The sequence below is a fragment of the Pseudoalteromonas sp. KG3 genome, assembly GCF_030436385.1.
Taxonomy (GTDB): domain Bacteria; phylum Pseudomonadota; class Gammaproteobacteria; order Enterobacterales; family Alteromonadaceae; genus Pseudoalteromonas; species Pseudoalteromonas prydzensis.
Map to the genome: position 1 here is coordinate 373,176 of NZ_CP098523.1, position 21,710 is coordinate 394,885.

14 protein-coding genes are annotated in these 21,710 nt (G+C 40.3%); 7 read left to right on the top strand and 7 right to left on the bottom strand.

Annotation, left to right across the window (positions count from 1 at the left end):
- Positions 1-27 precede the first annotated feature (27 nt).
- Complete coding sequence (locus NDQ71_RS01965; protein ID WP_192540722.1) at positions 28-2,730, top strand: 7TM diverse intracellular signaling domain-containing protein; 2,703 nt, start codon at positions 28-30, stop codon at positions 2,728-2,730.
- Here the strand turns inward: NDQ71_RS01965 and NDQ71_RS01970 are convergent.
- Positions 2,719-3,531 carry a hypothetical protein gene (locus NDQ71_RS01970; protein ID WP_192540723.1) on the bottom strand — a complete coding sequence of 271 codons (813 nt, stop codon included), beginning with the start codon at positions 3,529-3,531 and terminating at the stop codon, positions 2,719-2,721. The two genes, NDQ71_RS01965 and NDQ71_RS01970, sit on opposite strands and share 12 nt — an antisense overlap.
- Positions 3,532-3,701: 170 nt before the next feature.
- Between NDQ71_RS01970 and icd the strand changes: the two genes are divergently transcribed.
- Complete coding sequence (gene icd, locus NDQ71_RS01975; RefSeq protein WP_192540724.1) at positions 3,702-4,958, top strand: NADP-dependent isocitrate dehydrogenase; 1,257 nt, start codon at positions 3,702-3,704, stop codon at positions 4,956-4,958.
- Between the two features lies 1 nt (position 4,959).
- Here the strand turns inward: icd and NDQ71_RS01980 are convergent, their stop codons facing one another.
- Positions 4,960-5,409, bottom strand: a complete 450-nt coding sequence (locus tag NDQ71_RS01980) for a hypothetical protein (protein ID WP_192540733.1) — start codon at positions 5,407-5,409, stop codon at positions 4,960-4,962.
- A gap of 296 nt (positions 5,410-5,705) precedes the next feature.
- Positions 5,706-6,449, bottom strand: a complete 744-nt coding sequence (locus NDQ71_RS01985; RefSeq protein ID WP_064666101.1) for a YciK family oxidoreductase — start codon at positions 6,447-6,449, stop codon at positions 5,706-5,708.
- 230 nt (positions 6,450-6,679) lie between these two features.
- On the opposite strand from NDQ71_RS01985, the gene NDQ71_RS01990 reads away from it, so the two are divergent.
- Complete coding sequence (locus NDQ71_RS01990; RefSeq protein ID WP_301562166.1) at positions 6,680-9,145, top strand: VolA/Pla-1 family phospholipase; 2,466 nt, start codon at positions 6,680-6,682, stop codon at positions 9,143-9,145.
- Between the two features lie 95 nt (positions 9,146-9,240).
- Positions 9,241-10,257 carry a protease SohB gene (gene sohB / locus NDQ71_RS01995; RefSeq protein ID WP_192540726.1) on the top strand — a complete coding sequence of 339 codons (1,017 nt, stop codon included), beginning with the start codon at positions 9,241-9,243 and terminating at the stop codon, positions 10,255-10,257.
- A gap of 87 nt (positions 10,258-10,344) precedes the next feature.
- On the opposite strand, the gene NDQ71_RS02000 is transcribed toward sohB, so the two are convergent.
- Positions 10,345-11,676, bottom strand: coding sequence for a dicarboxylate/amino acid:cation symporter (locus NDQ71_RS02000; RefSeq protein WP_192540727.1), 1,332 nt, complete (start codon positions 11,674-11,676; stop codon positions 10,345-10,347).
- A 204-nt stretch (positions 11,677-11,880) separates the two neighbouring features.
- Between NDQ71_RS02000 and NDQ71_RS02005 the strand changes: the two genes are divergently transcribed.
- Both NDQ71_RS02005 and topA read left to right on the top strand, forming a co-directional pair.
- On the top strand, positions 11,881-15,375 hold the full coding sequence (locus NDQ71_RS02005; protein WP_192540728.1) for a hypothetical protein: 3,495 nt from the start codon (positions 11,881-11,883) through the stop codon (positions 15,373-15,375).
- Positions 15,376-15,632: 257 nt separating this feature from the next.
- Positions 15,633-18,335: a type I DNA topoisomerase gene (gene topA, locus NDQ71_RS02010; protein WP_192540729.1), complete on the top strand. Its 2,703-nt coding sequence runs from the start codon at positions 15,633-15,635 to the stop codon at positions 18,333-18,335.
- A gap of 117 nt (positions 18,336-18,452) precedes the next feature.
- On the opposite strand, the gene NDQ71_RS02015 is transcribed toward topA, so the two are convergent.
- A complete protein-coding gene (locus NDQ71_RS02015) occupies positions 18,453-18,695 on the bottom strand; it encodes a hypothetical protein (protein WP_064666107.1) in 243 nt (80 codons plus the stop codon).
- A gap of 217 nt (positions 18,696-18,912) precedes the next feature.
- Between NDQ71_RS02015 and NDQ71_RS02020 the strand changes: the two genes are divergently transcribed.
- Positions 18,913-19,461 carry a TIGR00645 family protein gene (locus NDQ71_RS02020; RefSeq protein ID WP_064666108.1) on the top strand — a complete coding sequence of 183 codons (549 nt, stop codon included), beginning with the start codon at positions 18,913-18,915 and terminating at the stop codon, positions 19,459-19,461.
- Positions 19,462-19,527: 66 nt separating this feature from the next.
- Here NDQ71_RS02020 and NDQ71_RS02025 read toward each other — a convergent pair whose 3' ends face one another.
- Together NDQ71_RS02025 and NDQ71_RS02030 are read right to left on the bottom strand one after the other, a co-directional pair.
- Positions 19,528-20,736, bottom strand: a complete 1,209-nt coding sequence (locus NDQ71_RS02025; protein ID WP_192541017.1) for an ABC transporter permease — start codon at positions 20,734-20,736, stop codon at positions 19,528-19,530.
- Positions 20,733-21,671, bottom strand: a complete 939-nt coding sequence (locus tag NDQ71_RS02030) for an ABC transporter ATP-binding protein (protein ID WP_192541016.1) — start codon at positions 21,669-21,671, stop codon at positions 20,733-20,735. Before NDQ71_RS02030 ends, NDQ71_RS02025 begins: the two co-directional genes overlap by 4 nt.
- Between the last annotated feature and the right edge of the window lie 39 nt (positions 21,672-21,710).

The following is a 21,710-nucleotide window of genomic DNA, read 5'->3' on the forward strand; positions in this document are numbered from 1 at the left end:
CTTGCTTATAAAACGAAGGTTTATTCTATGTTGTTAAAGCTAGTATACAGTTTGTGGAGTGTCATTTTTATTGGCTTATTAACAACTTATACTTATGAAGCGCGCGCTATAACTACCTCTGATGTATTTGTATATACTGAGCAACAGCAAGACATTAATTTGTTCCAAGTTGGTACATTACTTGCCACCAGTAACGATGGTTTTCCGCGTTCTAGTTCGCAAATAAAAAGCTGGCTTGACAATAAACAACCGCAATCCACAACCACGTATTTTGGTGGTAGTTATTGGTTGGTTGTAGAGCTGGAAAATCAAACTCAGTTAGATGAATTAGTGTTGTTTCCTTACAACACGTTAGTGTCGCGTATTGAAACACGTGTCTATGACATGACTGATCCTACCATGGCCTTCGCTCGCTATTTGACTGGCGGTATCGAGAAAAATGAATTTGCCTTTCATTATGGTAACAAAATAACGCTTACCCCCGGCAAGCGTTATTTTATGATCACTAAGTATGAAAGCGACTATTTTTATACCCCGCCAAAACTGGTTTTAAAGCCTTATAACGCCTATTTTTCACAGATCACCATCGAGAATATGGTGATGATGTTGTGCTTTGGGGTAGGCATTGCGCTTGGTTTGTATAATCTATTAATTTACTTTGGTGCCCGTGATGTTACGCATCTATATTATGCGTTGTTCACAGCATGTTGGGTATTTGCCTGGAGCCAGTTTTTCCATATTCCTGATCAAATATTTGGTTTTTACAGTTCGCACTTGCATTGGGTTGGCTTTGTTCTCATACCGCTGACTAATATTCTATTTTTCAATAGCCTACTCAAACTCAAAGAAAGCTTTCCGCGATTATCAAATGCATCTTTTATATTGGCTGCGATATCAACAGCAGGGGTTCCTTTTGCGATAATATGGCCGGGCCTTGGTTTTATTTGGGCAACCATAGTCACCGGCGCGACTTTATGCCTAGGGCTTTACATTGGCATACGCAGTTGGATGAGTGGCTTTAAGCCGGCACGTTTTTTTGTATTTGCTTACCTTGCAATGGCTATTCCTAACATGGTGGGAAACCTCACTAATTTAGGTGTGTTACCACAAATCGCAATTGATTTATATTTGCTCGGCCTAATTGGAACTGCTCTCGATGCTATGTTATTGGCTTTTGCGGTGGCAAATAAATTTAGTATCTTACACGATGAGAATGTTGAGCTGACAAAAAACCTCGAGCAAAAAGTTCAACTTCGTACCCAAGAGTTACAACAACTAGCTGAAGAGCTGCGAGATGCCAGTGAGGCTAAAAGCCGCTTTTTAGCGAATATGAGCCATGAGATTCGCACCCCCATGACCTCAATTATTGGTTACGCAGATGGTATTATTTTAGGGGATATTAAACCCCACGAACGAAATCATGGTATACGGGTTATTTTACAAAATAGTCGTCATGTACTGGGCTTAATTAATGACATATTGGATATGTCAAAAATTGAAGCTAATCGTCTTGAGATCGATTTAGTTGAGACCGACTTATTTGCCACCATAGCCAATATTGAGTCGTTATTGGGTAAGCAAATACGTGATAAAGGCCTTAAATTTAAAGTTGATTATCAATTTCCTTTGCCTGATTGGATAGTCTCAGATCCAATACGATTACGGCAGATATTACTAAATTTAACAGCCAATGCCCTAAAATTTACCACGGTAGGCCATATTCAATTAGTGGTGAGTTGTAGCAAAGAGCAGTTGGTTATTAAAGTTAAAGACACCGGTATTGGTATGACAGATGCGGAACAAGCTGATTTGTTCACGCCATTTTATCAGGCTGATTCGTCTATTTCTCGTCAATATGGTGGCACTGGGCTTGGCTTAAATATTTCAAAAAGTTTAGCTGAAAAGTTGGATGGGGATATCACTGTCCATTCTCATGTTGGTAGTGGCAGTGAATTTAGTCTTAGTATGGCATTGTATACACCTGAGCGAGTTCGTTGGATAACTAGTTTTGAAGAAATATGCCAGAGCAGCGTAAAAGAGTTACCAAGCCTGTGCCAACGAAACTTAGTTGGTGAAGTACTGGTTGCTGAGGATCATCCAGAAAACCGTGAGCTTATTAAGCGTATTTTAGAGCGGATGGGGTTAACCGTTACTGCAGTTGAGAACGGTCAAGATGCAGTACAAGCGACTTTAGATCACCAATTTGATTTAATATTATTAGATATCCAAATGCCGATAATGGACGGTGAACAAGCGATACATATTATGCAGGCAACGGGTATAACGACACCGATTGTTGCGTTAACAGCTAACACCATGAAACACGAAATAGAGCGTTACTTAAAACAGGGTTTTATTGACCATATAGGCAAACCGATTGACCGCAGTGAGTTTAGTCAAAAAATCGCCAGCTATTTAGATATTGAAATGCATGAGGAAGTGAACCTTCCTGAGCATGAATTTGCAGCACTGAAGCAAGTATACATCAACGGTTTAAAAGCGCAGCGAAATACACTGAGTCGGCAATACACAGAAGGTGATATCGACGGCTTTTCACAAAGTGTGCATATGTTGAAGGGGACTGCAGGTATGTTTGATTGCGATACCTTGTATCAACATGCACTTAAGTTAGATAAAGCATTGAAAGCAGACCGCGTAATGCTAGACAGTAAGTTAGTGTCTAACGTACTTACTGAAATCGACGATATACTGCTTCACTCAACGCAATGATTTTAGTTGTTCGCGGCTTAATTGTACAAAGTCTGTACGTTGATAATATCGAGCATACAAGGTGGTAAAAATCGCACTTTGCGAGAGTTTATCAAATATGGAAATGAGCTCTTTCGCTGAAGCGGTTTTACTATAACAACAATTGCGATAACGTTTTATTAATTGCGCTAAACTGCTGCCTTGTTGCTGTAATGCTAATTCTGCTTCAATAAAAAACGCAGCGCCACTCCAATACACTCGTTGTTGCGCACCGTGTTGCCACATGTCTGCGGATAACTCACTCAGTGGTTGTGACATTTTACGTGTTTGATTGCGGCCACGTTCAAGTCCAGCACTAAGTCGTTGGATAAATTGTCCACTATTTATTACCTTGTTATCATGCATTATTCTATTTTGCATATAGGTAGCAAACCCTTCACTTAGCCAAAAAGCTGAATAGGGCAATAACGGTAAGTATAAATGAGCAAGCTCATGGTACAGAGTCCAATCATCATTTAGCTGGCGTAAACTAGCGAAGCGGTCAAAATGTAATTCTATACCATCAGGATCGCCTCTTTTTACGCTACCCCAAGGCACCGGCTCAAAGGCAATATAACGAGGGTGTAAATAAATAGGCAACAATGCATGTGGTAGTGGCCCTAAGCTTGCCTGTGTTTTCTCTACACTGGAATTTAACCATTTTATTATCCGTTGTTGTTGGTTGTCCGAAAGTGCCGCTAATCCATGTGGCTGAATCTGCGTACTAACTTGGGCTGCGCAATTAAAACACAACGCAAATAAAATCGAATATAATAGTTCCATAGTTTACCGTGTGACGCTTTAAGTGAGTAAGAGAAGACCAAACAAAGTGCAGCCGACATTCATTATTTTATTGTTGAATAATAAGTATAACGGCTAAAACCACGACATTAGCCCCTAAGCATGGTTTAATTGTTATATCAACACTCTATAACAAAAAGCATGGCAATAGTATGAGTTATCAACATATTGAAATTCCACCACAGGGTGAGCAAATACGTATTGATAACAAAGGTATTTGGCATATACCCGCGCAACCCATCATCGCTTATATTGATGGTGATGGTGTAGGGCAAGATATTTCCCCATGCATGCGGAACGTCGTTAATCATGCCGTGCAATTATGTTACCAAGGACAGCGTCAAATTCATTGGATGGAAGTGTTTAATGGTGAAAAAGCGGCGCAGTTGTATGACGGAGATTGGTTTCCTCAAGAAACGATCCATGCCGTACGGCAATTTAAAATAGCAATCAAAGGGCCGCTAACGACTCCACTCGGTGGTGGTTTTCGCTCACTGAACGTTGCCTTACGCCATGAAATGGATTTATTCGTCAATATGCGCCCAATCAAGGGTTACTCTGCACTGCCTTCGCCATTAAAACACCCTGAAAATACCAATATTGTGGTTATTCGCGATAGCTCAGAAGACGTCTATTCAGGCATTGAATGGCAAGCAGGCAGTGTAGAAGCTGAAAAAATGCTGGACTTTTTATGCCAAGAGATGGGAGTAACCCGGCTGAGATTTGATCAACAGTGTGGAATTGGCATTAAAAATATCTCTAAAGAAGGCTCTGAGCGGTTAGTACGTTATGCGCTGAACTATGCGATTGCGCAAAATAGTAGTTCAGTTACTTTAGTGCATAAAGGCAACGTACTTAAATTTACAGACGGTGCATTTAAGCGTTGGGGGTTTGCTTTGGCAGAACGAGAATTTGCCGCGCAAGCACACAGAAATGGGCGCTGGTTAGAGATCCCCCGCGAAGGGCAAGCGCCACTTATTATCAAAGAAGTGATTGCCGATAACATGCTACAGCAAGCACTAATGACCCCTGAGCAATTTGATGTGGTCGTAACCACTAATCAAAATGGTGATTATTTAGCGGATATGTTGACCGCACAAGTAGGCGGCATTGGCATCATGCCAGCGGCTAATTTGAATAACGAAGTGGCTTTTTTTGAACCTACCCATGGCACATTTGCACGTATTGCTGGGCAAAATAGTGCAAACCCGACAAGTAGTATTTTAAGTGCGGTCATGATGCTGCGTTTTATGGATTGGCATGAAGCTGCACAAGCAATTGAAAATGCGTTAGCACAGACATTAGGGGCGGGTGAAGTGACGTTTGATTTACAACAGCAACAAAACTCGACTATCCTCAGTTGCAGTGATTTCACGCAAAGGATAATCGAGCGTTTAGGCTATTCATGATCTACGCTGCGTTGGCATTTTTAAGCGTTGCACGATATGTACAAGGTCGATTAGTCAAGGTTGCAGCGCGTTGGTAAATCGCTTTAGCACCCTGTTCATCACTTAGTGTTCCACTTAAAGTATCCATTAAAGCAACTACAATAATTGCCGGAACCTGACAGCAATACTCATCTAACACGGCTGTAGTGGTTTGTGCATCAACATGACAATGCGGGTGATTTTGCTCAACTTGATAAGCATGTAGCAACGTTTGAGCATCTAAACTGTCGTTTTCAAAATGCTTGTTTTTACGGCATTGACAGCCAAACTCATCCACTAATGTTGCTAATGCTTGATAAACATCAGCACAATCAAGTGTAATTTGCTGACAAAGCTGTTGTTCAATGAAGGTGTGTAAATGACCATCGATGAATAATCCGTCTTGTTGGGTAAAGCTTGCTGTAGTTTGCATCATAATGTTGTCTCTTAATTGTAGTGGTTAACTCATTGGGTATGGGTTTACTTTAGTGCTAAGTTCACTATTTATGAAATTGTTGTTTTCAATAACTGATATTGATCTAATCAATAATAATATAGTCAGTAACTACTGAAGGGGATTTTTGCTGATGTAGTTAAACGATGCGAGACGAGTAAGGCTATTTTTAAGTGCTAAATTAAGTCTGTTGTTGGGGGAGGGTATAACAACCAGCCAGTCAGTATTTACAGACTGGCTGGTTGTTATAGAGCGACTTTAATTTAAAAGTTTGCTTATTTTGTTTGTGCATCTAATGATTGACCATTCACATCTATAGAATCGTCACTCATTAAGTATAAATAAGTTGGCATTAAATCTTCAGGGCACGCTAGCTTATCTCGATCTTCACCCGGGTAGACACTGGCACGCATTGCCGTATGTGTTGCACCTGGGTTGATACAATTGATGCGAATATTTGTTTTACCAACTTCACATGCCCATGTTTGCATCATGCCTTCAACAGCAAATTTGGAAATGGCATAGGCTCCCCAAAATTCACGGCCTTGGCGACCAACGCCTGAAGAAGTAAAGATAATTGACGCTGATGGCGATTTACGTAATACAGGAAACAGATACTTTGTGATCATCGCCTGAGCAGTCACATTCACTTTCATGATGTTATCAAACGTAGAAGAACAAAAATGCTCAAGTGGACCTAATGAACCAATAATAGCCGCGTTATTAAGTAAACCATCGAGCTTGCCAAACTGTTGTTCGATGGTTGCGCCTAAATCACGAAAATTTTGTTTACTGGCACCTTTTATATCCATAGGTACAATTGCCGGTTTTGGACCGCCAGCAGCAACTATTTCATCATAAACGGCTTCTAGTTTGCTGGTGGTTTTACCAAGTAAAATAACGGTTGCGCCATGTTTTGCATACGTTATTGCCGCGACGCGGCCAATGCCATCACCCGCACCAGTGATCAGGATAACTTTGTCTTGTAGGGCATTTTCAGCCGCTTTATAAGTTTGCATAATAAAGGTCCAAAAGAATCAATTTCATTGATTTTAACATAGCAAAACACCAAGTTATCGAATTTATTGCAAAATAAGGTGGCGAAATTTGAAACTTTACGTTAACTTTAACTGGTCTAATGTCTTATTAATAATCTAATTACAATATTTTAACCAAATATTACGCTATAACTTAAAAGAATTTAATTAAACACACACATAAAAAAAAGATTACGTGCGGAGCAAACAACATGAAAAAAATGCTACTCTCACTTGCAATTACAGCTGCTCTAGCTGGTTGCGGCGGCGGTGAAACGTTAGAAGATGTTAAAAGTGATACACCACCGGTTATACCCGCGGCTACGGTGAAATTTGATCCCGTAAATGGGGAGATCTCAGTGCCAAATGACTTATTAATGAGTGGTACAAAAGATGGCACTATTAATATCCCCGGTGAGTTGGGTGCTAATGGCGTATCAGTGCCAAGAAGTGCCTATGTTAACCCGTCACTGGCACTAGGTGCACTTGATGGCTGGTCTAGCCAAGTTCCTTATAAAGTAGATCTTACCTTTCCTGCGAATGTTAGCCTTGATGAAAGTTCGGCTGGAGCGCCGGGATCTGTGCGTATTTTTGAAGTTGTTATGGGCGCGAGTTTAACAGATGCAGATTGCGCAGCGGTACCTGCTGGAGCTGGATGTAAATTATTAGGTGAATTAACCTTTGGCGTTGATTTCATCACTAAAGCAAGTGGCAATGCGGTTGCTATTATTCCACTAAAACCGTTTAAAGCTGGCAGCTCTTATATTAATGTGCTGACGACTGAGCTTAAAGATTCATTAGGGCGTTCTATCGAACCTTCATCAACTTATGGTTTGGTTAGTGAGGAGACGCCACTGATCACCGAGAGCCAGTTAGCGCTGCAAGGCGTGGTAAACAGTTATGAAAATGTGGTCACCTCAGGTGGCACTATTAGTAAAGATGATATTATTTTTAGTGGGGCGATGACGATTCAGTCTGTTGGTCCGGTACTTGGTACTATTAAAAAGTTACTAGCAGCGAGCTTGCAAAACCCAGCTTTGCCAACACCAATGGTTCAAATCCCAGAGCAATCAATGTTAACGGTTGAGCAAGTCTTTGCTTCACAAGGTGTTACTGGACTTTCGCCAGCATTTGCAGGTGTTCAATATCAAAAAGGTAGTGTGACACTGCCTATGTATTTATCTCAACCTGAAGGGAAAGAAATTGCAAACTTGGCTGACACATATTGGCAAGGCATGTGTTCAAGCCCAGTTGCCGTTCTTAATCAGCAAGCAGCTGATCAAGCGCTGCGCGAAGCAGGAAAAGAAGATGAAATTGATCCTACCATGTTTGATGTTGGTTCATATGAGCCGCTTTGCCAAGGTTTAAGTGAGGGGAGATTACATGATTACCCGAAAATTGATATTACTCGTCACTTAACAAAATACAATCCGATCCCTAAAGTACAAAGCCAGCAAGAAGTGCCTGTTCAGATAACAAAACCTATTTTGCCTGTAATAAATTTTATCAGAACACAAAGTCTTGGTATGTCGGCACTTGAAATGCCTGCGGGTGGTTGGCCTGTTGTTATTATGCAACACGGTATTACTTCTAAAAAAGAAGATATGTTGGCATTAACGGCTAGTTTAGCGATTCAAGGCTTTGCAACGGCCTCAATAGACCATCCAGTGCATGGTGAACGTGGTATAGACGTGGATGACGATGGTAATGATGATTTTAATGCATCAACAGGTTCTGTTCTGGCGTATATGAACTTGCAATCATTACTAGTAGCACGTGACAATTTAAGACAGTCTGCAGCTGATTTACTTGCTTTACGTCTAGGTCTAAACTTTACAAACGATACATCACTTAACACTTCTGATGTAGTGTTTATTGGCCATTCACTAGGTTCGGTAGTTGCTCCCGCTTTTGTTACTCAAGCTAACACACCTTTAGATAGCCAAGTTGATGGTTTGTTCAAAGTCAATACCGTCGCTTTAGCAAGTGGCGGCGGCGGGATTGCCAGCTTCTTACTTGAGTCTGCTTCTTTCGGGCCATTTGTACAAGGCTCTGTTTTAAAATCAGCAGATACCGTAGAATCTGCTGAATTTGAAGCTTACCGAGAAGGTCCTGCAGTAGCGAACTGTGGAGAAAGTGAAGAAACTCAAGCAAGCATTTCGTGTGGCTATATTGAATACATGACTGCTTTAACCGTCGCAGGTGAAACGACTAAAATTGCAAATATTCAGGCTGTAATGACGCAATTCTCATTTGCTGCACAAACGGCACTTGATAGTGGCGATCCAACAAATTATGCCGCAACGGTACAAGCACTTGGCACGCCTGTTTATATGAATGTGGTGGTTGGTGACGGCGCTGGTAATAAACCAGATCAAGTTATTCCGCCAACAACAGTGAATAACCCACTTGCGGGTTCATTGCCATTAGCTAATTTAATGGGCTTAACAACAGTAACCCAATCGCAAGCGCCAACGGGTGAGGGCATGAGTTACCTAGTGAAATTTACTAAAGGACATCACAGTTCAGTACTCACACCTGCACCAAATGAAGCTGCAGGCTCAACGGTAGAAGATAGCGCCGCAGCGACAACTGAAATGCAATTACAAATTGCTAGTTATTTAGCAACACGTGGCCTTGCGTTATCAATCGATAACACAGAGATTGTCACTGACTAATTTCTAAGTGTATCAAAATGATGAAAAGCCACTGAAAAGTGGCTTTTTTTTGTTTGAATGGTAAATTAGGTGAAATTTTTATATGGAGAATACAATTGGAATTTTTATATGAGTACGGCTTGTTTTTAGCTAAAACCGCGACTTTTGTGATTGCCATTGCTGCAATCATCTTGATAAGTGTTGCTGCAGCGGTAAAGCCTAAAAGTAAAAAAGGTGAAATTGAGATTGATGATCTCTCAGAGCAACTCGATGATTTAAAAAATAACTTTATTGAAAGTACGTTATCTAAAAAAGCATTAAAAGCGCACCATAAAGCACAAAAGAATGAGGCTAAAAAAACCACTGATGAAGAGTCGAAGCCACGTTTATATGTCATTGATTTTAATGGCAGTATGGATGCTCATGAAGTCGACAGCTTGCGCGAAGAAATTACCGCGATCATCTCAATTGCTGATCCTAAACAAGACAAAGTACTGGTTAGGTTAGAAAGTGGTGGCGGTGTGGTGCATGGTTATGGTTTAGCTGCATCTCAGCTGCAACGCTTGAAAGATAAAGGTATTCACCTTAGTGTTGCGATTGATAAAGTGGCAGCCAGTGGTGGCTATATGATGGCCTGTGTGGCCGATGAAATAGTTGCCGCACCGTTTGCTATTGTTGGCTCAATTGGTGTGATAGCGCAAATTCCAAACTTTAATAAAATTCTCAAGAAAAATGATGTTGATTTTGAACAGATAACCGCTGGAGAGTTTAAACGCACGTTAACGCTATTCGGTGAAAATACCGATAAAGCGCGAGAAAAATTTAAAGATGAAATAGAACAAACCCATGATTTATTCAAACAGTTTGTCAGCAGCCAACGTCCTAGCCTAGATATTAATTTAGTTGCAACAGGCGAGCATTGGTTTGCAACTCAAGCAATTGGTAAAGGGCTAGTTGATAAAATTCAAACCAGTGATGATACCTTACTCAGTCATCAAAATGAGCGACAAATTTATAAAGTACATTATAAAATTAAAAAGAGCCTCAGTGATAAGTTTGCTATTGGCCTGAGTAACACAGTTAATAAAACGGGTATATCGTTAGTTTCTCGTTTTAAAGGCTTAAACCCATAGTCTGACCGTACTTTAATTAACGCTGTTTAGATAATAAAAAACCCGCTATTTTGCGGGTTTTTTATAGCTGACGGTTACACAAAATGCTTAGTCAGTGGATTTATGATAATCCTCTAAATCTTTGGCTGCATCAGGGTCGTTAAATACGTCCTCATCCAATTGACCTTCAGATTTAGCCACTACACAGGTAACCATACAATCACCTGTCACATTCACAGCGGTACGGGTCATATCAAGTAACCTGTCAACACCGATGATGATTGCAATCCCTTCTACAGGCAAACCAACTTGATTAAGTACCATGGCAAGCATGATCAAGCCTACACCTGGCACACCTGCGGTGCCGACAGAGGCGAGTGTAGCGGTTAGGATCACCATTAGGTAATCAGAAATAGTTAGATCAACACTGAACACTTGAGCAATAAACACTGTCGCAACACCTTGCATAATAGCCGTGCCATCCATGTTGATGGTTGCACCCAGTGGTATTGTGAATGAAGCAACTGAGTTCTTTGCGCCTAATTTTTTGGTGGCGGTTTCTAAGGTGATAGGCATAGTCGCACTTGAACTGGAAGTACTAAAACCAAACAGGCATGCGTGCTTCATTTTCTTTAAAAATATGATTGGGTTTAAGCCTGTTAATAGCTTTAATAAAATGGTGTAGTTAACAAACGCATGAATAGCAAGCGCCGCCATCACCACACCAAAGTATTTAGCTAAGCTGACGATTAAGTTCAGCTCAATGGTGGTAAATAGTTTCGCCATTAAACAGAACACCCCATAAGGTGCTACGTTCATTAATAGGGTCACTAATTTTAAGATAACGGTATTTAAATCTTCAAAAACGGCCGCGACTCGTTTACCTGCGCTGCCACTAAGTGCCATGGCAATACCAAACAGCAATGCAAAAACAATAACCTGTAGCATGTTACCACTGGCCATCGCATCAATCGGATTGGTTGGGAACATGCCAATGATAACTTGCGCAAGCGTTGGTGCTTCTTTTGCGCTATAAGTAGCGTCAGAAGGTAAATTAATGCCTTCACCGGGATTCACTAATAAAGCCAAGGTAATTGCAACTGTAATCGCAATAGCAGTAGTAATAAGGTATAGGCCGATTGACTTACCGCCTAATCGCCCTAACTTTTTTGGGTCACTTAAACTACAAGTACCACAAACAAGTGAAACAAAGACTAACGGTACAACTAACATTTTCAAACTGGCGATAAATATTTGTCCACCAATATGAAATAAACCATCAACAAAAAAGCTTTTAATTGGCAAAGAGAATAATCCAAGTGGGATTAGATAATCGTCTTCGCCAGCTAATATTGCTTGGAAAATAAAACCTACTGCAATACCCGAAAGCATACCAATCATGATACGGGTGGTTAAACTCATTGAACGGATTTTCGACATAGTAACAATCTATTTTTATAAATTTGCCATAGCCTACCAGCATGTAGATTTTTATACAGAAAAAATCGCTAAATATGAAAAAAAAATATTGTTCAAAAAAACCATAAAAAAGTAATAAAAGTTGTGATTTTAAAGCTTGATATAGGTTAATATTGGGTAAATTTTATATTCACATTATTAATAACAAACGCTAGGGAGAGGGCAATGCCTTTAATGCGATGGCTCAGTGTCGTAATGTTAAGTTTTTTGATCACGGCGTGTGGTGGCGGTGGTTCACTTGAAAAGGATGGGGGGAGTATAGGGGATGGTGCGACAGTGCAGCCAGCATATACAATTTCAGTTGTTGGCAGCAGCGCATCCAGTTCGCAACTGAGCAATCAGGTAACCCTTGATGAGCCGCTTATTATTTCTGCAACACTCTTAAATAATGGTACCGCGGTATCAGGTGAAATCATTAATTTTTCTTTAAACAGTTCAATTGGTTTGCTAGAGCCTGAATCAGGTACTGCTTTGACTGACGATAATGGTATTGCTGCTATTAAACTAACGGCTGGCGCTAATCAAGGGGCTGGTATTGTGACCGCAAGTTATGCTGCGGATGAACAAATATATTCAGTCAATTTTGGTTTTTCATCTGATGGTAGTGAGGGAGAGCAGAGCAGCGGCTCAGTCACTCTTAGTGTAACAATAGTTGATCAAAATGGTGCCCCTTTTAGTGAATCAAATCCCGTGAGTAAAGACAACAAAGGGACTGTGACTGCGACACTTTTTGATGATGAGAACCCTTTAGTTGGTCAGCTTATTTCATTTTCGACTAATTTCACGGGTAAAATTACGCCTGAGTTAGGGACTGCCCTTACAAATGAAAATGGTGAGGCAAAAGTCACTCTTAGTAGCGGTAACTTTAAAGGTGCAGGGCAGGTTATCGCAACATATACAAGCGAAACAGGGGACGCTATATCAAAAACGGCGGGCTTTATTTCGAGTGGTGATGACGCGCCTGTTGAAAGTGCTCAGGCTGAGTTAGATATTAAGCTACTGCAAGGTTGTAATGCTAATTGGGATGCTAACCGAAATACGGTTTCGTTAAATCCGTTAGATCCATCAACTGGTTGTACAGTAACGAATCAGTTTTCATCTGATGAGCTAATCGATGTTTTAGTCAAAGTAACAGATATCAGTAGTGGTGATGGTATCTCTGGTATTATTACAGAGTTAACAACTGATTTAGGACGTTTATTACCAGACTCTGGCAAAGCATTAACTGATAATTTTGGCTTTGCATTATTAAAATTGCAACCAGGAGCAAATAGCGGTGCTGGTAGCTTAACTGCAACGGCTAAAGGTACCAATTTAGATAAAGCATTCTCTATTAGCACGGTAGAATTATCGGTGGCTATTGATAACGGTTTACCAAATTTGCTTGATGCTGCGGGTAACCCAATTGCAGATGAGTATCAACCACTCGCTGCTGGTGCTACAACCGTTATTACAGTTGAAATAAAGGATGTAAATGGTAATTTAATTGTGACCCCTTTCGATGTTGAATTTACATCGGGTTGTGTTGAAAATAGCCAGTCAATTATTGATGGTAAAGTAACCAGTATTGGTGGTGTGGCAACATCAACTTACCGTACAGATGGTTGTAAAAGTGCACAAGGTGATACCGTTATAGCAACTGTTTTAACTGGTGGAACGCCAGAGGTTGCCTCTGTTAATATTCCTGTTTCTGAGGCCGATGTTGCGTCAATTGAGTTTGTTGAAGCGACTGACAATGTGATTGCATTGAAAGGAACTGGAGGTGTTGGCCGTAAAGAAAACAGTAAACTTACCTTTAAGTTAATTGACAAAATAGGCAAAGATGTAGCGAGTAAGCGCCTTGATTTTCGTTTAACATCGACAAATGGAAACATAAGCTTATCACACCATAGTGTTGATACAGACGCTGAAGGACTAGCTCGTGTACAAGTTAATTCGGGCTTTGTGCCAATGGCTGTTCGTGTCCAAGCATGCTACATTCCAGACGAGCAAATTCCTGTAGAGCAAAATGATGATGTAACGTGTTGGCAAGATGTTTATTTAGAATGCCAAAAAGCGGAAGCTGATCGTTCTGATCACGTAACTTGCCCAACAGGTAGCTTGTCTCTCATTTCTTTAGATGAACAAATTATCACTGTGTCTGATTTATTGTCTATTAGTACAGGGCTGCCCGATAACAATAGTTTTACTGCTGCAATAACAAACTATACAACCGAAACACTGAGCTATGATAATGAGAGCTTCGACATTACTGTACTGGTAGCCGATCACTTTAATAATCCAGTACCTGATGGCACCGCAGTTTATTTAACAACTGAAGGAGGAGCGGTCGGTACATTAGATGGCACTGATGGAAACCCACAATTAGAGTGTCGAACTGTTGATGGATTATGTGTTGCTCAATGGCGCAGTCAAAATCCAAGACCTTTTACTGAAGATAAATGGGGCAATAAGATTAATGACTATAACCCTAAAAAGCTACTTCAAGTTAAAGCAAAGTACTTAGAAGATGTTGAAGGGGAAATTGATCCAACATTTGTGCAATCATCAGCAGTGACTTTGGCACAATTAACCAGCAATGCTAATTTTGCTGGCTTATTAGCAGCAACCCGTAACTGTGACTTATACAGAAATAGTCCGGCACCTTGTATTAACGGGATTTTGAATGCAAATACTAACGAACTAGGGGTGCCTTTAGGCGGCCGAGCAACAGTATTGGTTACTGCAAAGGGACAAGAGTCGTTCATTGATATTAATGGTAATGGCGTGTTTGACAGTAATGAATATTACTCAGGTTATGATTTGAATGAAGCGTTTGTTGATCATAATGAAAACGGTATTTACGATGGTTTATCCGCAATTTATGATCCAATAACAGCGACTGTTGTCAAACAGCAACAAAATTGTACTGATGGTTCTGATGCTGATCCATGTAGTGAATTTGCATCCAACGGTGCACAATTTGAAGAGCCTATTGGCGATATTGACAGCAACGGCATGCATACTTTGTTAGATGGCAAATATAATGGCTTGTTATGTACTGAGGCAGCAGAAGCCGCCAATATGTGTAATAAAGAGCTTATTGATGTGCGTCGTTCATTTGAAGTTATTATGTCTGGAAGTAGTGTTTATTATCGTTTCACAATTGATAAAGCAAGTTTAGAAAGTAAGTTTGCATCTATATTAGCTGATACTGATGTTAATGGTGATCCATCTGTGGATGCATTGGGTGTGGCTAATAGCATTGATAATTGCACCGATATTACTAACCAATATGATGGCTCTGCTTCAGATGTTGTTCTTGGACTTGAAGCAAATGCTAATGAACAGTTGTGCGATATTACAGAAATTAATATTTCTGATTATCCAAGTGGGGCTGAGCTTATATCATTGTCGTTTATGCTATATTACAGCGACATTTATAATAACCCAATTCCAGCTGAAACGACTGTTGCGATCAGTACTGAAAATGGTGATTATAGCGGTAGTACAGGCTTTGAAGTCGGTAACTCTGCAGCGACAACAGCAGCAGGTTTTGCTTTATCAATTAGCCGAGAAGCTGAACCTAATAAGAAAACGGTTGGCTTTTTAGCAATTACATTTACTACACCAAAAAATAATATTACTACTGCCCAGTTACAAATTAGCGATGATGGCTAACTTGGTTTTTAATTATATTAAAATAAATGCCAACCTTAAGGTTGGCATTTTTGTTGCTATTCTATATATTCCACTGCAAATACCGAAAAACATCGTTTTGTCTAAATTAACGGCAATAATTGTTTAATTAATCATTAAAAACAGAAAAGTTTGTATTAAAAGCTTGTAACAATTGGTGTTTGTAGATATACCTATAAATATTCGCGCCCGTAAATGGGCAAAACACATTTAAAATACTTGGTTAGAAATAGGCAACTATGGGCAAATCGCTAGTAATTGTAGAGTCTCCTGCTAAGGCTAAAACAATTAATAAATATTTAGGAAACGATTTTATCGTCAAGTCCTCTATTGGGCATGTACGAGATCTTCCTACCTCCGGTTCAGGCAAAACCAAAACGACTGCTGTAAAAACACCTGCAGAAGTGCGAAAAATGGCACCAGAAGAAAAGGCCGCGTACAAAAAACAGCGTGATTATACTAATTTAGTTGCTCGAATGGGGATTGATCCAGAGCAAGGTTGGCAGCCACATTACGAAGTATTACCAGGTAAAGAAAAAGTTGTTCAAGAATTACAAAAGCTTGCTGAAAATGCTGACCAAATCTATCTCGCAACGGATTTGGATAGAGAAGGGGAAGCAATAGCTTGGCACCTGCAAGAGATCATTGGTGGCGAGCCAGAAAAATATAAACGCGTCGTATTTAACGAGATCACTAAAAATGCCATACAGGCTGCCTTTGAAGCACCCGGAGAGCTAAATACCGACATGGTCTATGCCCAGCAGACTCGTCGCTTTTTAGACCGTGTGGTTGGTTTTATGGTGTCGCCATTATTATGGGCTAAAGTTGCCCGCGGTTTATCGGCTGGACGCGTACAGTCTGTTGCAGTACGTTTATTGGTGGAGCGTGAGCGCGAGATCAAAGCATTTATCCCTGAGGAATTTTGGGATATTCATGCGGATGTCAAAAATTCTGAATCTAACCTTCGTTTAGAAGTCGTTAAACAAGGCGATAAAGCCTTTAAACCAGTTAACCAAGCCCAAGCTATGGCTGCAACTGCAGTACTAGAAAAGGCTGAATATAAAGTTGTCAGTGTAGAAGAAAAGCCAAGTAAAAGTCGCCCAAGCGCACCACTTATTACTTCAACCATGCAACAAGCTGCCAGTACTCGCTTAGGCTATGGTGTTAAAAAGACCATGATGTTAGCACAACGCTTGTATGAAGCCGGTTACATCACTTATATGCGTACTGACTCGACGAATTTGTCGAAAGATGCGGTGGCTATGTGTCGTGATTATGTAAGCGAGCAATACGGCGATAAGTATTTACCGAAAGAGCCTGTTAATTATAGCTCGAAAGGAAATGCTCAAGAGGCGCATGAGGCGATCCGTCCTTCAAGTGTTACGGTATTGTCTGGTCATTTAGATGGCGTAGACCCTGATGCGAAAAAACTTTATGAGCTAATTTGGCGCCAATTTGTTGCCTGTCAAATGGTTGCTGCGGAATATGATTTAACAACCTTAACTGTGAATGCCGCTGATTTTCAGCTCAAAGCGAAAGGGCGTGTGTTACGTTTTGATGGTTGGACTCGAGTACAACCTGCAGTGCGTAAGAAGAATGAAGAAGACCAATCTTTGCCAGCAATAACAGAAGGCGAGATATTAAGCCTTGTTGAGCTTGACCCTAAACAGCACTTTACTAAGCCGCCGGCGCGCTTTAGTGAAGCGAGTTTAGTTAAAGAGCTTGAAAAACGAGGTATTGGCCGTCCATCTACGTATGCGTCAATTATCTCAACGATCCAAGACCGTGGCTATGTGCGCGTTGAAAACCGCCGGTTCTTTGCAGAAAAAATGGGTGAGATTGTTACGGATAGATTAGTTGAGAACTTTACTGATCTGATGAACTTTGACTTTACTGCAAAAATGGAAGGTCGCTTAGATGACATCGCTGAAGGCGAGCGAGTCTGGACTCAAGTACTCGATAAATTTTACGCTGATTTTTCTACGCAATTGACTTTAGCCAGTGGCGAAGAAGAAGAAGGGGGGATGCGTAAAAATGAAATGGTTGAAACCGACATTGACTGCCCAACTTGTGGTAGAAAAATGGGTATTCGCACTGCCTCAACGGGGGTATTCTTAGGGTGTACGGGTTATAACTTACCACCTAAAGAACGTTGTACTACAACCATGAATCTAGTGTCAGGTGACGAAGCAGTTGCAGCTGATGTGGAAGATGTTGAAACCGAAACATTAATGCAAATGAAGCGTTGCCCAATATGTGAAACGGCAATGGATTCGTACCTTATAGACGAAACTCGCAAATTACATGTCTGTGGTAACAACCCTGCTTGTAAGGGTTATGTAGTTGAGCAGGGCACGTTTAAAATCAAAGGTTATGATGGCCCTATCATTGAATGTGATAAGTGTTCATCAGATATGCAGCTTAAGTCAGGTCGTTTTGGTAAATATTTTGGCTGTAGTAATGATGAATGTAAGAACACTCGTAAATTACTACGTAATGGTGAAGCTGCGCCGCCAAAAGAAGATCCAGTCCAGTTACCTGAACTTGAATGTGAAAAATCGGATGCATACTTTGTGCTACGTGATGGTGCTGCTGGTATTTTCTTAGCAGCGAATACTTTCCCTAAATCACGCGAAACTCGCGCCCCTAAAGTGGAAGAGTTACAACGTTTTAGAGATCGGATTTCACCTAAGTTTTACTACCTTGCGGATGCACCAGTAAAAGATCCTGATGGTAACTTAGCAATTGTTCGTTATAGTCGTAAGAATAAAGAACAATATGTAATGACTGAGGTTGACGGCAAGGCAACTGGCTGGACTGCACATTATAATGCAGGAAAGTGGGTTGAAGAGGCGAAGAAGAAAGCTGCACCTAAAAAGAAAGCAGCGGACAAAAAAGCAACGCCTAAAAAAGCAACTAAAGCCAAAAAAGACGCTGAGTAAGCTAACCGCAAATACTTAGGTTATTTGTGGTTTTTCAAGTCAAAAAAAAACCGGAATGCACACCCTTGTGTCATCCCGGTTTTTTTATATCAAAATTTCGCAATGGCAATTTTGAGATTAAATATTTACGTCAGTGACCTTTTTGTAGCCTTCAGACTCAAGCTCATCATTAACGCATTTTAAAACGTATGGCTTAAGCTCTTCATTGCTGATGTCGTCGTCTTTAGCCCAGTTTAGACACATTTCTGTGTATTCTTTAATTGTTTCGGCTGAAGCGTCAACAGCATCATCTGCAACTGCAAATGTTGTATAAACAGCAAACAGAGGTGCGACGATAAGTGTTAGCAATGCTTTTTTCATTCGTTCATTCCTAAAAAAGTAGTGACAATTGTTTTTTATAGTTAAAAACAAGAGTGTTCCAATCAAGCAAGACGCTGTTGGTAAGTGGATTTTTAAACGAAATGACAATAAAAGATAACGAAATATTTTTATCGTAAAGACAAATATAATGTAATTTAACTAGGGTAGTCATTTTATAAAATGCTATCTTAGTGGACTAACTATTTTAGGAACAAATATGTCTCACAGCCAACCACCAGAAATTAAGCCGCGTACTGCATCTAAATTAGAACAATTTGTTGAAAGCTGTATTTTTCGGGCCCGATGGTTACTTGCCCCTTTTTTTATTGGCTTGCTTGTTGCCATCGTACTGCTGCTGTTAAAATTTTTTAAATACCTGTTTCATATGGCAGTTAATACATTTAATGCCACTAATGAGCAGTTATTAGTAGGAATATTAACCCTCGTTGATACCGCATTACTGGCAGGCTTATTGTTGATCATTATTTTTAGTGGCTATGAAAATTTCGTTTCTAAGCTCAATATAGGGAATCATGAAGATCGCCCAGCATGGATGGGGAAGGTAGGTTTTTCTGGCCTAAAAATGAAATTGATTAGTGCGATTGTCGCTATTTCAGCGGTAGAGCTATTAAAAGTATTTATTAGTTCAACTAGTCACAGCAGTGATGAGTTATTGTGGAAGGTGATTATCCACGTTACTTTTGTTATTTCAGGCGTGATGTTTGCCTTGACTGATTTCATTAATAGTAAAACACACAACCATTAAAAAGGCAGCGAGACAAAGGCTCGCTGCTTGTTTAAATTGTTAAAACGTAGGTGAGCCGATTAATTATCAGGCCTTAGAATTAAATATACTTTGCCACATCACTTTTAGGCTCGGCTCTTTTGCATACATATTCATACCCATTTTAAAAGTGCGCGCGGCAAAAATACGTAAGTAATAAAAGCAAATGATGCTTAATAATAGTGATAGCAGCGGTTGCCAAAATGAAAGTTCAACTACCGACATGCGTACCGGCATTACGGCAAATGCAGTAATAGGCAAGTAGCTAAGTGCAATAGTTAAAATACTATTTGGTGATTCTATAACAAAAAAAGCAATAGCAATCGGAGCTAGCGGAAGCATCATTAAAGCGCTTTTACTGCTGTGGTTAGGGTCATCAATTCCAGCTGCAACAGCGGCCATAAATGCGGCGCAGATGCTAAGTCCAGCAATCGCAAAGGCAAAAAACCAAGGCAGTAATGCCCAATTCACAAAATGTAAATCAAGCGCTTGTTGTTTAATCACCACAGTAAAAAACAGCATAGATAATACAATCGACAATAGCGTGCTAAGCATGGTTTTGACTGCAAGCAATATTTGCCCCAGTAACTTACCATCGATCCATGTTTGCGCCGTCATAGTCGCCAGCAATTGCTCGGTGACACGGTTTTGTTTTTCGCCAGTTATACTTACAAACAGCTGACCAAATACGCCAAACATTGCAACAAAGAGTAATATCAATACCCCAAATGCGGTGTATGTCTGACTGCGATCAGCTTGATTTTTCAAAAGCTCATCAAGTACTTTATGCTCAATTGCAATATTTTTAGTTAACCCTAGCAGCTGTTGCTCGCTTAAGCCTAAACTATCAAATTGAGTTTGTTGCAATTGTGCTGTGAGGAGCGATTGCAATGACGTTTGCCATGCAGATTTCACCGCGGTTATTAAGGTATAAGTATGTGTTGCTTGGTCAAATTCAAGCACGCCGTCATACTCAGTATCTTCAGCTAAATTTGCAATGATGGCGGTCAAGTCATCGTGTTTGGTAAATTTAAATTGCGTTGCTGTCGGCTCTGTTTTTATGCTAAACGGCTGATTACTTGCTAAATGATAGCTGTCTTCTAACTGATTGCTCGCAGTGGCAAACAGATAAATAACCCCAGCAATGGCGAGCATGATCAACTTTGAAATGATCTCTTGTTTAAGTTTGAAAAAGTGTAAGAATTCCCATTTAGCAACAGTCCATAACTGTTGTTGAGTTAATGCTGATTTACTCATAGTGTTGTCCCTTGCACTCGTTGCGCGTTATGCTCGGCAACCGCGTGTAAATAAATTGCATGCAGTGATTGAGCTTGATTTTTAAACTCACACACTTCGCCAATAGTTAGTAACTGAGAGAGCAATTGATTCAGGGGTTGCTGCTCTGTCACAGTGATGGCTAATTGATGAGCGTGCATGTGCTCTATACAATACGTTTCACTCAACTTACTAATGGACTGCGGTGTAATGGCATTTTTAAAAGTGATGTGAATAACGTTATTTTGTGCGTTTTTCAGGACATCACTAAGTTTGCCATATAATACACTTTCACCTTGGTTTAACAGCAATACCCGATCAGCGAGTTTTTCTACCATGGCCATTTGGTGGGCGCTTAAAATAACGGTCATTCCTTGTTTTCTTAATTGGGCTAAAAACTCAACAACTAATTCTTGGTTAATTGGATCTAGACCAGAAAAAGGCTCATCCAAAATCACCCATTTAGGCTTATGTAAAATAGCCGTGATCAATTGGATTTTTTGCTGATTCCCTTTTGAGAGTGATTTTAGAGGATCGTTTAAGCGCTCAGTTAAATTAAACTTGCCTAACCAATAGGCACATCGCTGCGTAAATTCGCTATCTTTTACGCCGTGTAATGCAGCAAAAAATTGTAGATTTTGTTTTAGTGTTTTTTCTGGGTAGAGGCCACGATCCTCTGGTAAATATCCAAGTAAGTGAGCTGGGATTGACGTATAAGTGTGTCCATCATCAGTCAGTTCAATGGAGCCGCTGTTTGGGCTGGAAAAGCCAACAAGCATTTTGACTAACGATGATTTACCCGCACCATTGGGGCCAAGCAGAGCAAAAATTTCTCCCGCTTGCACCTCAAAAGAGAGTTTATTCACGGCCACAACGTTTTGGTGGCGTTTCACAAGATTATTAATGATTAAAGACATGTGTTCCCTACATTGTTTTTTCTTATCTTAATAGTTAAA